Origin of the sequence: Bacillus sp. JAS24-2, from assembly GCF_008274905.1 — a bacterium.
Taxonomy (GTDB): domain Bacteria; phylum Bacillota; class Bacilli; order Bacillales; family Bacillaceae_G; genus Bacillus_A; species Bacillus_A cereus.
The window spans coordinates 4,661,599-4,673,947 of record NZ_CP031068.1 but is presented as its reverse complement, the minus strand read 5'-3'; the positions used below and the strand labels follow the sequence as shown (position 1 = coordinate 4,673,947).

Sequence of the window (12,349 nt, the reverse complement as noted above, 5' to 3'; positions counted from 1 at the left end):
CAGTTAGGTCGGATTGCCGGTAAACGCTCGATTGGTGAGGGCTGATTAAAGTTTCACTTTATAAAGAAATCGTATACAAAACCCCATTTAAAGCAAAAGAAGTACGGCCCGTTTCTTCAGAGACAACTAATATAAGTGCATCACTCTTTTCAGATAAGCCAATTGCAGCTCTGTGACGTGTTCCTAGCTCAGGATCAACTTCTGTACTTTTCGTTAAAGGAAGAATATTAGCAGCTGAGACAATATGATTATTTTTTACGAGAACGGCACCGTCATGAAGAGGGTTACCTGGATAAAATATTGATTCGAGTAATGGCGCAGTTAAATGAGCGTTTAATGTCGTTCCAGTTTGAATGAGAGCTTCAAGCGTCTCGTTTCGTTCCACGACGATAAGAGCACCATGTTTTCTGGCGCTTAAATGTTGGATAGCTGTCGTAATAAAAGATGAACTTTCCGTATAAGGTGATAAATATGCCTGAATATAGTATGTAGCTGCCAATGTTTGTACATTTGCTAACATATGATGAATATCTTCCATTTTGCATAAAATACATTCGTCTTCTTTATCGATTGCGTTCCTCATAATCGATAGTTCTTTTTCAGCAATTTCAATCATTTGCTTTGTTTGTATTTTGAGCTCTTCTGACAAGCCCCATTCGTGCATAATCCTCATTCCCTTTAGTGGAGTATTTAACAATAGTGTATACAAATATTCCTAGTAAAATCCTGTTAGATTTTATAAAATATTGAGATACAGCATGTTTTTTTCATATAATAAAGGTATGACGAGCGAGAGGAGAGAGAAGAATGAATTGGAAACAAGAATTTAGTCGCTGGCTTTCTTACGCACAATTAGATGCAGAATTAAAAGAACAGCTAGAAAATATGAAGCAAGATGAGAAGAAAATCGAGGATAGCTTTTATAAAAATCTAGAGTTTGGCACAGGTGGTATGCGTGGTGAACTTGGTGCTGGTACGAACCGTTTAAATGTATATACAGTTCGTAAAGCAACAAAAGGATTAGCAAGCTTTATCGAAAAGTTAGGTGAGGAAGCGAAAAAACGCGGTGTTGTTGTAGCCTATGATTCTCGTCATAAATCACCTGAGTTTGCAATGGAAGTTGCTGCTACACTTGGTGCACGCGGTATCACAACATATGTGTTTGAAAGCTTACGTCCAACGCCAGTACTTTCTTTCGCAGTTCGTCATTTACATACAGTAAGTGGAATCGTTCTTACGGCAAGCCATAATCCACCTGAATATAACGGATACAAAGTATACGGTGAAGATGGTGGACAGTTACCTCCAAAAGAGGCGGATGAGTTAATTAGCTACGTAAATGCAGTAGAAGATGAATTAACAGTTGAAGTCGCTGATGTAGAGCAATTAAAAACTGACGGTTTATTACATATTATTGGACAAGAAGTAGATGATGCATATGCTGCAGAATTGAACAATGTCATCATTAATAAAGAAATGGTGGAAAAGGTCGGTAAAGACTTAAAAATCGTCTTTACACCATTACACGGAACATCAAATATTTCTGTACGCCGTGGTTTAAAAGAAGTTGGATTTACAGATGTAACAGTTGTAAAAGAACAAGAGTTACCAGATCCAAACTTCTCTACAGTAAAATCACCGAACCCAGAGGAGCACGCAGCGTTTGAGTATGCAATTCGTGACGGTGAAAAGGTAGGCGCAGATGTATTAATCGCAACTGATCCTGACGCAGACCGTCTTGGTGTAGCAGTGCGTAATCATAATGGTGAGTTCCAAGTATTAACAGGAAACCAAACAGGTGCATTAATGCTTGATTACTTACTATCTCAAAAGAAAGAAAACGGAACGCTTCCAGAGAACGGTGTCGTATTAAAAACAATCGTAACGTCTGAAATTGGTCGTACAATTGCAAAAGCATACGGTTTAGATACAGTTGATACGCTAACTGGATTTAAATTTATCGGTGAGAAAATTAGACAGTATGAAGAAAGCGGACAATATGAATTCCAATTCGGTTATGAGGAAAGCTATGGTTATTTAATCCGCCCATTCTGCCGTGATAAAGATGCAGTACAATCTGTTCTATTTGCATGTGAAGTAGCTGCATACTACAAATCACAAGGGAAAACGTTATATGACGGTCTATTAGAAGTATTTGAGAAGTACGGCTTCTTCCGTGAAGACCTTGTATCGTTAACGTTAAAAGGAAAAGATGGAGCGGAAAAAATCCAAGAGATGATGGCAACGTTCCGTGAAAATCCTCCGAAAGAAGTGGCGGGCTTAACAGTCGTAGCAGTTGAAGACTATAAAGCGAGCGTTGTTACATCTTTACAAGATGGACATAAAGAAGAGATTCACTTACCGAAATCAAATGTGTTAAAATATCAATTAGAGGATGGTTCATGGTTCTGCCTACGTCCATCTGGAACTGAGCCGAAGATTAAGTTTTACTTTGGTGTGAAAGATAGTTCTTTACAAAATAGTGAACAAAAGTTACTTACTATTAAAGAAGACATTATGAATCGTTTATAATACAAAGTAATTTTAAGTAGTAAGGAACAAAAGGGAGCGAAATCTCCCTTTTGTTTTATGTAGGAAATGATTGCTATTGATTCCGACAGGAGAGAGGGTATTTTGTGATGAAAAAAGTAAGAAAAGCGATAATCCCAGCAGCTGGATTAGGAACACGTTTTTTACCAGCAACGAAAGCAATGCCGAAAGAAATGTTACCGATAGTAGATAAACCAACGATCCAATACATTGTAGAAGAAGCAGTGAAATCGGGAATCGAAGATATTATTATTGTTACTGGTAAAACAAAGCGCTCTATCGAAGATCATTTTGATAACGCATTTGAACTAGAACAAAACTTATTAGAGAAGAAAAAATATGAGTTGCTTGAAAAAGTACAAGCTTCTTCAAAAATGGTAGATATTCATTACATCCGTCAAAAAGAGCCGAAGGGACTAGGACATGCTGTTTGGTGTGCACGTAAATTCATTGGTGATGAGCCATTTGCAGTGTTACTAGGTGATGATATTGTCCAAGCTGAGAAACCGTGTTTACGTCAATTAATGGATGAGTATGAAAAAACACTTTCTTCTGTTATTGGTGTACAAACTGTTCCAGAGTCGGAAACACATCGCTATGGAATTATCGATCCATTAGAACAAGAAGGTCGTCGTTACCAAGTTCGCAATTTCGTTGAGAAACCAGCACAAGGTACAGCTCCTTCAAACTTAGCGATTATGGGGCGCTACATTTTAACGCCTGAAATCTTTATGTTCTTAGAACAGCAACATGTCGGTGCTGGTGGTGAAATTCAGTTAACAGATGCAATCCAAAGCTTAAATGAAATCCAACGTGTATTTGCCTACGATTTCGAAGGAAAGCGCTACGACGTAGGTGAAAAGCTAGGATTCGTTCAAACGACAATCGAAATGGCTCTGCAACACCCAGAATTACGTGATGACATGGTTGCGATGATGAAGAAAATTTTAGAAGAACAAGCGGATCAAGAGTCATAATAAAAAATGAGTTATTTCAGTATACTGAAATAACTCATTTTTTTATTATGAAATCGTCGAATGAGAATGCTGATAAGCAGAACGACGCACAGCATAATATATGCGAGGTGCGATAATAGCACCGATAATTGTAAATGCAATATCTTTTACTGCAAAACACATCATAATCATCCAAGCAGCTTTATAGCTCATATTACCGCCCATAAAGAGATTGACTGCCCCGTACATGTAAGTAGTACCGATTATATAAGTTAAAATAATTCCTGTGAAAGAGGCAATTGCAAATGTAATGAATGTTGGTCTTTCTTTTTGTTCTACTAGTTTTCCGGATACGTAAGCAACGATAATAAATGCGATAATAAAACCACCAGTAGGATCTAAAAGTGCTCCAAATCCAGCTTTGAAGTTAGCGAAGATTGGTGCGCCGGCTACGCCAACGAGCATATATACAGTCATGGATAAGGCACCAAGTCTACTTCCAAGAAGAAGACCTGCTAAAATTGCGAAAAATGGTTGCATAGATAATGGGATGCCTGCTACTTGAAGGAATGGTGCCCAAGATACAATATTTGCACCGATTGCCATAAGAGCAACGAACATGGCAGCTAATGCTAAATCTAAAACATGAAATCTCCTCATAATGTTAACCTCCTGTTGTTTTTAGGTTAACATTATCGTAGCGAAAATATTTACTTGTTGTCAATCAAAATATTTTGATAAGAAGGCTTTAAATAGTCTCTTAGCAACGTATATGGAATACGAAATTGCGGAATTCCACTTGAATAGGGAGCAATCTCATATAAAGGGAAATAAATGACGAGATTGTCTGGCTCTAAAAAGAAGTGGAATTTTTTCATACTCATTACTTTTTCAGTTGCATCAGGAAAATAAATGCTTTCATTTTGTTTAATTTGTCGTACAATCTCCGCACGGATTACATCTTTATATTTATCCTTTTGTTCAAATAAATCGTCTAAGTGCAGTACCTTTTTTTCGTTTAAATCGAATGTATTTGCCTTCCACGTATAAAGACCGTGTGCTCCGCCAGTATATTGATAGTAATTCACATATAGGCTAAGAAAAGGTGGTTTGTTTAAAGAGACTTTATAATCAACATTTGCTACGTACGGATGAAATGGTGTACTAGATCCTTCTGTCTCTTTATAATATTTTTTTGCTTCTTTTTCTAATTTGGTTTTAAATTTGTCAGTGGATTTTTTGTAGTATAAATTGAGTTTATTTTGAAATTTAGAGTCAGAAAATTCGTGAAAAGAAGGCCTGTTTATTTGATATTCTATATAAGGTTTCTTACCTTTTTGCGTTACAGTCTTAACATCGATTGTCAGGTTAGATGCTTTGGCTGTTATTGCACAATTTGGTACAATAGTCAGCAAGGAGAACATAAGCAGTAATATACAAAATTTCTGTTTCATTTAGGTGAAGCCTCCTTATATAAGTGTTATAAGTAGTTTGAAAATAAATAGGTAAAATTATACATTTAATTAAAGTAAGAGAAGGGGGAAGCGATATGGCAAAAACTTTAATGGATTCACTTGGAATTGAGTTGTTAGAGATGACAGAAGATAAGGTGGTTGCTACGATGCCTGTTGATGAGCGTACGCATCAGCCATTTGGATTTTTACATGGTGGTGCATCGGTTGCATTAGCAGAAACAGTGGCAAGTGTTGGTTCATATAATTTAATTGATCAAGAAAAATGTATTTGTTTCGGATTAGAAATTAATGCGAACCACATTCGCTCAAAGAAAGATGGAATTGTAACAGCGATTGGAACACCAATACATAGAGGACAATCGACAATGGTTTGGGATGTTCGCATTATTGATGAAAATGATGATTTACTATGTATATCAAGATGTACAGTAGCAATTAAAGAAAAACGTGAAAAATAAAAAAGAGGCGCTCTTATGAGCAGCCTCTTTTTCTTATAATTAGAACTGGATTTTCTTCTCTAAGAAACCTTTTAGTTCGCTAATTGGCATACGAACTTGTTCCATTGTGTCACGGTCACGTACTGTAACAGCTTTGTCTTCAACTGAGTCGAAGTCGTATGTGATACAGAATGGTGTACCGATTTCGTCTTGACGACGGTAACGTTTACCGATAGAACCAGTTTCATCAAAGTCTACCATGAAGTCTTTAGCTAATTCTGCGAATACTTCAGTAGCACCTTCAGATAGCTTTTTAGATAATGGTAAGATAGCTGCTTTGTATGGTGCTAAAGCAGGGTGGAAACGAAGAACTGTACGAGAATCGTTTTCTAATTGCTCTTCTTCATATGCATCACATAAGAATGCTAATGTTACGCGGTCTGCGCCTAAAGATGGCTCGATGCAGTATGGTACGTAACGCTCATTCGTTTGTGGATCGATATAGTTAAAGTCTTCGTTTGAGTGTTCCATGTGACGTTTTAAGTCGAAGTCTGTACGAGATGCAACGCCCCAAAGTTCGCCCCAACCGAATGGGAATTTGAATTCAATGTCAGTTGTTGCATTACTGTAGTGAGATAACTCTTCTTCACCGTGGTCACGAAGACGCATGCTCTCTTCAGACATACCAAGTGAAAGTAACCAGTTTTTACAAGTTTCACGCCAGAATGCGAACCACTCTAAATCTTCACCAGGCTTACAGAAGAATTCAAGTTCCATTTGTTCAAATTCACGTGTACGGAATGTGAAGTTACCAGGTGTGATTTCGTTACGGAAACTCTTACCGATTTGGCCGATACCAAATGGAAGCTTTTTACGCATAGAGCGTTGAACGTTTTTGAAGTTTACGAAAATACCTTGTGCTGTTTCAGGACGAAGGAAGATTTCGTTTGTGCTAGACTCTGTAACACCTTGGAATGTTTTGAACATTAAGTTGAACTGACGGATTTCAGTAAATTCTTCACTACCGCAATCAGGACATTTTACTTCATGTTCTTTCATTAAGTCAGCCATTTGGTCGAAAGTAAGACCGTCAACAACCATTTCGATGCCTTTTGCATCTAAAGCATCCTCAATTAATTTGTCAGCACGGTGACGAGCTTTACATTTTTTACAGTCGATCATTGGATCGTTGAAGTTACCAACGTGACCAGAAGCGATCCAAGTTTTAGGGTTCATTAAAATAGCTGCGTCTAAACCAACGTTGTGTGGAGATTCTTGAATGAATTTTTTCCACCAAGCTTTTTTAACATTATTTTTTAATTCGATTCCAAGTGGACCGTAATCCCAAGTGTTTGCAAGACCACCGTAAATTTCAGAACCAGGGAAAACAAAACCGCGATGTTTCGCTAAGTTTACAACTTGTTCCATTGAATACATAAGAAAATCCTCCTTTTGAAAGTTAACGTATTGGCGATGACATACTCTGATACTTTGGAAACGGGCAGTATATGTTAAAAAGAACATAAAAAAACGCTCATCCCAAGGCTTATTTGCCTAGGGACGAGCGTTTGCCCGCGGTTCCACCCTAGTTGATACACAAAAGGTGCATCCACTTTATCATGTATTGCTCAGGACTGCCGTTTCCTTGCGGCTTCAGGCTTTCACTATCCCTGAATCGCTTTTTATGCAAGTACTTATAAGTCCGTCATCGCTACTTATATTAATAATAATGAACATATTCTAACACGTTCTTTTTTAAATCTCAATAGAGGAACGCGTCTATCTATGATAGAGTCTCGCCTATTTTTTCGTTATTTATTCGGTAATTTTGTTTAATATGCTTAATTGCTTCGCGCTTACTTAATGGAGCGAGCTCATTGTTTTGCACGTATTCCCAAACTACATCCGGATTTGTTTTTGCATATTCACGAAGGACCCAGCCAATTGCTTTTTGAATGAAAAATTCTTTTGAAGAATGTAGTTGTCCAATAATCCAGAAAAGAAGTTCTTCATCCATCTTTTGTTTATATTTGAGTTGGAATAAAATAGTGGCACGTTGTAACCAAATGTTATCTGATGCAATCCATTTTGGGATATAGGCAGAAATCAATTCTGGATGTTGTAAAAAGATATTACCTAAAAATGTAGGTACGATGCTATCGACAGTGTCCCACCAAGATTTTGTTACAATCAATTCTTCTAAGAAGGGGATATGTGTTTCGTTTATATGCTTTTTATATTTTTGCATAATATCAAGTGCAGCCGCTTGGAATTCACGTTCTGGTAAGTCCCAAAGTTCAAGTACGATAATTTGGAAGTCTCTTTTATCTGGGAGAGTATGTATTTGAATGATGTCTTTTAATAATTGGCGTCTTTCCGGTGTTTGAATACCTAGAAATGGGAAGTGATTTTTCATATAACGAGCCATAGGTTCTGCTTTTTCAAGATTTTGATGAGCTGTAAAATGCTCTTGTAATGCTTTTACAAATGGATGCATACGTGTTTCTCCTCTCTTATTCTCTTTCTTCTCTTATTATACAAAGAGTTTGGATAAATTTTAAAACATAACTTGCAATGTAATGAAATATGTTGAAAGTAGAGAGGAGAGGATAAGATGGAGGATCAAGGCGTACTAGCAGGTTTCTTTGCTCTTAGTTTTGCGTTTATTCTTGTTATATTGATTTGGGCAATTATTTCATATTTGTTAACGGCTTTTGCACTTTATTCGATGGCGAAAAATGATGGTGCAACGGACGGGGTGCTTGCGTTTATTCCGTTTTTGAATAGTAAGACGTGGGGGGACTTAGCGAAAGATAAATTACCAGATTTTTTGAAAGAAGAAGCAGGGTGGAAAGTATTCGGCATATATGTTGCATGTTTCATTTTTAATTTCGTACCAATTATAAGTTTACTAGCAACAGCTGTATCGATTGTATTGTCCATTTATCTTATCTACGCTATTTTAGACAGATACGGAACGAACTCTATATTATTTACGATTATTCATGTAATCACATTTTCGGTGTTCTTACCGATTCACTTATTTATTATTCGAAATGAACCGGTGAGATATAAAGAGTAGATTTTTCATTTTTGTTGATAAGTAGCTATAAGTAAAAAAGCGCCCTGATTATCAGAGCGCTTTTTCTACTACATAAGGTAGCGTAAATAAATATAAATGTGAGAAATGATTAATGAAACGATCATAATTGGGAAACCGACTTTTAGGAAGTCCATGTAACTAAATTTATGTCCTTCGCGGCTCGCGATACCTGCAACGATTACGTTAGCAGAAGCTCCGATTAATGTTCCGTTTCCGCCCAGACAAGCACCTAGTGCTAATGCCCACCATAATACATCGATTTGTGCGTCAGATGGTGATAAGCCTAGCCCAACTGCCATATCGTTAATAAGTGGAATCATTGTTGCGACGAATGGGATGTTATCAATTGTTGCAGAGGCGATACCAGATACCCATAAAATAAGGATGGATGCGTAAGAAATATCTCCGCCTGTTATACCAATTACTTTTTGAGCTAACATTTTGATAAGACCGATATCGATAAGTCCTCCAACAAGTACGAATAACCCTGCGAAGAAGAAGATTGTTACCCACTCTACGCTTGCAAATACTTCTTCAATTTCATGCTCTTTCACACCAATTAACATAAGTACAGTAGCACCAGTTAAGGCGATAATAGCGGCATCGATATGGAAAATAGAATGAGTCATGAAACCTACAATCGTAAGTCCAAGTACCGTTAAAGATTTTTTCATTAATACTGGGTCTTTAATGTATTGTTTTTCATCTAAGCTCATTAATTTTTTAACTTGTACAGGATCGGCAATTAATTGTTTGCGATACATGAAGTAAAGTATTATCGCTGTAACTGCAATAATAATAATTACAATAGGTGCTAGATTCAATAGGAAAGCATTGAAGTCTAAATGCTTATTTGCAGAACCAATCATAATGTTAGGTGGATCACCAATTAATGTTGCTGTTCCTCCAATGTTTGAAAAAATAATTTCAGAAAGTAAATAAGGAACAGGATTTACTTGCAGTATGCGCGTAATAGATAAAGTAACTGGAACAACAAGAAGTACAGTTGTAACGTTATCTAAAAATGCGGAGCCAAGCGCGGTAAGTAAGGAAAGTGAAATTAAAATTTTAATTGGATTTCCTTGTGCCCCTTTTGCTGCTTTAATGGCAACGTATTGGAAGACACCTGATTTACTCGTAATGTTCACCAAAATCATCATACCGATGAGTAGCGTAATCGTTCCCCATTCAATATGTTTCGTAAAGGCGTTATGTAAATCGACGACCCCCACAATTACCATGAGTGCTGCACCAAGAAGTGCGATGACAGCGCGATTAATTTTTTCAGAAATAATAATGGCATATGTAATTAAAAAGACTGCGATAGCAAAATAATACTGCCAGTTAGCGAGTTCTTGCGTTGTTTCGTGCAAAAATCTCATCTCCTTTCATTCACTTTTTCTTAGTGTGTCAAAAATGCTCTAGAAGAAACACACATAACGTCATTATAAAGTAGGAAAATGGCGGATGTAAATGAAAGGAGAGATTTTGTCATATTTTCTGCATAGGTCATTTTTTCTTATTTTTTAAAATATTTGTGGGCATTTGACATATATATAAGATACATCCAATCTGAATATTTAAAATGGAATTAGCATTCGAGCTTGTTCGTGTAGGAGTGTCAAATAGAAAGGAATGACAAAAATGATAAGGAAGGGATCGTATGGATGAACAACGATTTTTATTTTTAGACTTTGAGTTTACGATGCCCCAGCATAGAAAGAAACCGAAAGGATTTTTTCCAGAGATTATTGAGGTAGGACTCGTTTCAGTTGCTGGCTGTAAGGTAGAAGATACGTATTCATCACATGTTAGGCCGAAAACATTTCCCTCTTTAACGGATCGATGTAAGAAGTTTTTAGGAATAAAACAAGAAGTCGTGGATAAAGGGATTTCATTTCCTGAACTCGTTAAGAAGCTTTCAGAATACGAAACGAAATGTAAACCGACAATTGTAACGTGGGGAAATATGGATATGAAAGTGCTGAAGCATAATTGTGAAATGGCAGGGATAGCTTTTCCATTCTTCGGACAGTGTCGTGATTTATCGCTTGAGTATAAGAAGTTTTTTGGAGAAAGAAATCAAACAGGATTATGGAAAGCAATTGAGGCGTATGGAAAAGTAGGGACAGGGAAGCATCATTGTGCGCTTGATGATGCAATGACGACGTACAACATTTTTAAACTAGTAGAAAAAGATAAAGAGTATTTAGTAAAACCAGCACCTCCAACATTAGGAGAACTTGTTGATTTTTCAAAAGTGTTAAAGAAAGTGAGCACACAGTAACGACCAAATTGCACATTATGTAATTTGGTCGTTTTGTTTTTTAGAGTTTGTAGTCTTTCTTTAACTGTTCTAATGTTTCTAGACTACGCTCTGCAAAAGGTGAATCATCTTCAGAAAATGAATTCATTTGAGTTTCTAATGCTAATTTTAGTGAATCTGTATAATCCGGAATTTCTCCTTCATATTTCTTCACCATTTGTTCTGGAATGTTCGTTTGCTCACGAAAAGCTAAAGCACGTCTTTCGTGGAAAAATGGTACGTCAGCTTGTTTTACGTTATGTAAGTCACCTTGCACCGGATGTTTTAAAACAGCTAATACTTTTACGACGTAACTGCCAGGGCGGCTATTTGTAACCTCGCCAATGTATTTTCCTGTTTTATAAATACCAGTAACGATTTCACCAATTTCAAATGTTTCTCTCATATTTTTCACCTCAAGTTTATAGTAAGGAAAGTGAGGGAAGGAGTCAAAGAAATCCTTCGTTTTCAGAACGCCCCTTGAGAATATGGGTAGGTTGCACTATAATTTAAAATGATATAACAGAAAATTCTGATGTTTTTCGAATCCTATAATAAGGAGTGTTCCGTATGATGCCTTTATATTTTCCGGAAGATAAAACAGAATATATTATTCCGGGGATTGTTTGTGTTCTATTTATCATCGGTGCGATTGCTACGTGGCGTATGTTCATTCGTGTATCAAAACGAGAAGCAGAGCGATTACAGAAAGTTGAAGAAAAGCTGTTAGCTGAAAAGAAACAGTAACTCATTTTTGTATGTTTCCCTCTATGCTCGGACAATCTAAGGGCAGAATATATTTTGGAGGGAATAAAATGAAAAAACGGCTTTTTTTCAGTTGTTGTTTACTATTTCTGATGGCAGGTTGTGACCAAGGAAAGCCGAAAGAAATTGACGTGAAATTACATAATGCTTCAGGTGATGAAGTGGGGACTGCGAAAGTAACTCAGCAAACAAGCGGAGTGAAAATTAAGATTAAAGGGGAAGGTTTCACGCCAGGACCACACGGACTACATGTACATGAAATCGGAGAGTGTAAGGCACCTCGTTTTGAATCATCTGGGAATCATTTTAATCCAGATGATAAAAAGCATGGACTCCTTAATCCGAAGGGCGCAGAAAACGGTGATTTACCGAACGTAGTTGCAGATGGTTCTGGAAAGATTAAAGCAGAAATCGATGCACCTCACATTACACTTGAAGAAGGGAAAACGACGATTCATAGAAAAGATGGAGCGTCTATTATTATTACAGAAAACCCTGATGATGGTATGACACAACCGACAGGTAAATCAGGGGATCGAATTGCTTGTGGCGTAATTGTAAAAAAAGCATCGGATATGAAGAAAAAGTAAAAGCTACCGTGAATGGTAGCTTTCTTTGTGAAATGTAATTGAAAATATATCAGCGATTATTGGAATATATCGACTGTAACTCAAATTATATCGGCGATTATTGGAATATATCGACCGTAACTTGAAATATATCAGCGATTATTGAAATATATCGACTTACCGACAAAA

14 protein-coding genes are annotated in these 12,349 nt (G+C 36.8%); 7 read left to right on the top strand and 7 right to left on the bottom strand.

What is annotated here, in order from left to right; translation table 11 throughout:
• Window positions 1-58: 58 nt before the first annotated feature.
• Window positions 59-664, bottom strand: a complete 606-nt coding sequence (gene cdaS / locus DN407_RS24390) for a sporulation-specific diadenylate cyclase CdaS (RefSeq protein ID WP_000545253.1) — start codon at window positions 662-664, stop codon at window positions 59-61.
• Between the two features lie 143 nt (window positions 665-807).
• On the opposite strand from cdaS, the gene DN407_RS24385 reads away from it, so the two are divergent.
• Both DN407_RS24385 and galU read left to right on the top strand, forming a co-directional pair.
• Window positions 808-2,532 (top strand): phospho-sugar mutase, encoded by a 1,725-nt coding sequence (locus DN407_RS24385; RefSeq protein ID WP_098281380.1) that lies wholly within the window; start codon window positions 808-810, stop codon window positions 2,530-2,532.
• A 107-nt stretch (window positions 2,533-2,639) separates the two neighbouring features.
• Window positions 2,640-3,527 carry a UTP--glucose-1-phosphate uridylyltransferase GalU gene (galU, locus tag DN407_RS24380; protein ID WP_033668372.1) on the top strand — a complete coding sequence of 296 codons (888 nt, stop codon included), beginning with the start codon at window positions 2,640-2,642 and terminating at the stop codon, window positions 3,525-3,527.
• 45 nt (window positions 3,528-3,572) lie between these two features.
• Here galU and DN407_RS24375 read toward each other — a convergent pair whose 3' ends face one another.
• Window positions 3,573-4,166, bottom strand: coding sequence for a biotin transporter BioY (locus tag DN407_RS24375; RefSeq protein WP_149216677.1), 594 nt, complete (start codon window positions 4,164-4,166; stop codon window positions 3,573-3,575).
• 50 nt (window positions 4,167-4,216) lie between these two features.
• Window positions 4,217-4,960: a DUF3298 and DUF4163 domain-containing protein gene (locus tag DN407_RS24370; protein ID WP_000810318.1), complete on the bottom strand. Its 744-nt coding sequence runs from the start codon at window positions 4,958-4,960 to the stop codon at window positions 4,217-4,219.
• Between the two features lie 95 nt (window positions 4,961-5,055).
• Here DN407_RS24370 and DN407_RS24365 point away from each other — a divergent pair, with 95 nt between their 5' ends.
• Complete coding sequence (locus DN407_RS24365; protein ID WP_001140612.1) at window positions 5,056-5,439, top strand: hotdog fold thioesterase; 384 nt, start codon at window positions 5,056-5,058, stop codon at window positions 5,437-5,439.
• Between the two features lie 39 nt (window positions 5,440-5,478).
• Here DN407_RS24365 and DN407_RS24360 read toward each other — a convergent pair whose 3' ends face one another.
• Both DN407_RS24360 and DN407_RS24355 read right to left on the bottom strand, forming a co-directional pair.
• On the bottom strand, window positions 5,479-6,855 hold the full coding sequence (locus DN407_RS24360; protein ID WP_000287147.1) for a glycine--tRNA ligase: 1,377 nt from the start codon (window positions 6,853-6,855) through the stop codon (window positions 5,479-5,481).
• Window positions 6,856-7,201: 346 nt separating this feature from the next.
• Window positions 7,202-7,915 carry a DNA alkylation repair protein gene (locus tag DN407_RS24355; RefSeq protein ID WP_087875860.1) on the bottom strand — a complete coding sequence of 238 codons (714 nt, stop codon included), beginning with the start codon at window positions 7,913-7,915 and terminating at the stop codon, window positions 7,202-7,204.
• A gap of 117 nt (window positions 7,916-8,032) precedes the next feature.
• On the opposite strand from DN407_RS24355, the gene DN407_RS24350 reads away from it, so the two are divergent.
• Complete coding sequence (locus tag DN407_RS24350) at window positions 8,033-8,500, top strand: hypothetical protein (RefSeq protein WP_000390061.1); 468 nt, start codon at window positions 8,033-8,035, stop codon at window positions 8,498-8,500.
• A gap of 68 nt (window positions 8,501-8,568) precedes the next feature.
• On the opposite strand, the gene DN407_RS24345 is transcribed toward DN407_RS24350, so the two are convergent.
• On the bottom strand, window positions 8,569-9,894 hold the full coding sequence (locus tag DN407_RS24345) for an ArsB/NhaD family transporter (RefSeq protein WP_000545231.1): 1,326 nt from the start codon (window positions 9,892-9,894) through the stop codon (window positions 8,569-8,571).
• Window positions 9,895-10,184: 290 nt separating this feature from the next.
• Here DN407_RS24345 and kapD point away from each other — a divergent pair, with 290 nt between their 5' ends.
• On the top strand, window positions 10,185-10,808 hold the full coding sequence (gene kapD, locus DN407_RS24340; protein WP_000344358.1) for a 3'-5' exonuclease KapD: 624 nt from the start codon (window positions 10,185-10,187) through the stop codon (window positions 10,806-10,808).
• Window positions 10,809-10,848: 40 nt separating this feature from the next.
• On the opposite strand, the gene kapB is transcribed toward kapD, so the two are convergent.
• Complete coding sequence (gene kapB / locus DN407_RS24335) at window positions 10,849-11,232, bottom strand: kinase-associated lipoprotein KapB (RefSeq protein WP_001209340.1); 384 nt, start codon at window positions 11,230-11,232, stop codon at window positions 10,849-10,851.
• Window positions 11,233-11,396: 164 nt separating this feature from the next.
• On the opposite strand from kapB, the gene DN407_RS31740 reads away from it, so the two are divergent.
• Window positions 11,397-11,573: a hypothetical protein gene (locus tag DN407_RS31740; RefSeq protein ID WP_000982757.1), complete on the top strand. Its 177-nt coding sequence runs from the start codon at window positions 11,397-11,399 to the stop codon at window positions 11,571-11,573.
• Window positions 11,574-11,641: 68 nt separating this feature from the next.
• Window positions 11,642-12,181, top strand: coding sequence for a superoxide dismutase [Cu-Zn] (gene sodC, locus DN407_RS24330; RefSeq protein WP_016110873.1), 540 nt, complete (start codon window positions 11,642-11,644; stop codon window positions 12,179-12,181).
• Window positions 12,182-12,349: the final 168 nt, after the last annotated feature.

What these genes read in the sequence shown, in the direction of transcription:
- DN407_RS24370 (WP_000810318.1), bottom strand. Translation starts at nt 4,960, where the DNA reads ATGAAACAGAAATTTTGTATATTACTGCTTATGTTCTCCTTGCTGACT.
- galU (WP_033668372.1), top strand. Translation starts at nt 2,640, where the DNA reads ATGAAAAAAGTAAGAAAAGCGATAATCCCAGCAGCTGGATTAGGAACA.
- kapB (WP_001209340.1), bottom strand. Translation starts at nt 11,232, where the DNA reads ATGAGAGAAACATTTGAAATTGGTGAAATCGTTACTGGTATTTATAAA.
- DN407_RS31740 (WP_000982757.1), top strand. Translation starts at nt 11,397, where the DNA reads ATGATGCCTTTATATTTTCCGGAAGATAAAACAGAATATATTATTCCG.
- DN407_RS24365 (WP_001140612.1), top strand. Translation starts at nt 5,056, where the DNA reads ATGGCAAAAACTTTAATGGATTCACTTGGAATTGAGTTGTTAGAGATG.
- DN407_RS24350 (WP_000390061.1), top strand. Translation starts at nt 8,033, where the DNA reads ATGGAGGATCAAGGCGTACTAGCAGGTTTCTTTGCTCTTAGTTTTGCG.
- cdaS (WP_000545253.1), bottom strand. Translation starts at nt 664, where the DNA reads ATGCACGAATGGGGCTTGTCAGAAGAGCTCAAAATACAAACAAAGCAA.
- DN407_RS24385 (WP_098281380.1), top strand. Translation starts at nt 808, where the DNA reads ATGAATTGGAAACAAGAATTTAGTCGCTGGCTTTCTTACGCACAATTA.
- sodC (WP_016110873.1), top strand. Translation starts at nt 11,642, where the DNA reads ATGAAAAAACGGCTTTTTTTCAGTTGTTGTTTACTATTTCTGATGGCA.
- DN407_RS24360 (WP_000287147.1), bottom strand. Translation starts at nt 6,855, where the DNA reads ATGTATTCAATGGAACAAGTTGTAAACTTAGCGAAACATCGCGGTTTT.
- DN407_RS24355 (WP_087875860.1), bottom strand. Translation starts at nt 7,915, where the DNA reads ATGCATCCATTTGTAAAAGCATTACAAGAGCATTTTACAGCTCATCAA.
- kapD (WP_000344358.1), top strand. Translation starts at nt 10,185, where the DNA reads ATGGATGAACAACGATTTTTATTTTTAGACTTTGAGTTTACGATGCCC.
- DN407_RS24375 (WP_149216677.1), bottom strand. Translation starts at nt 4,166, where the DNA reads ATGAGGAGATTTCATGTTTTAGATTTAGCATTAGCTGCCATGTTCGTT.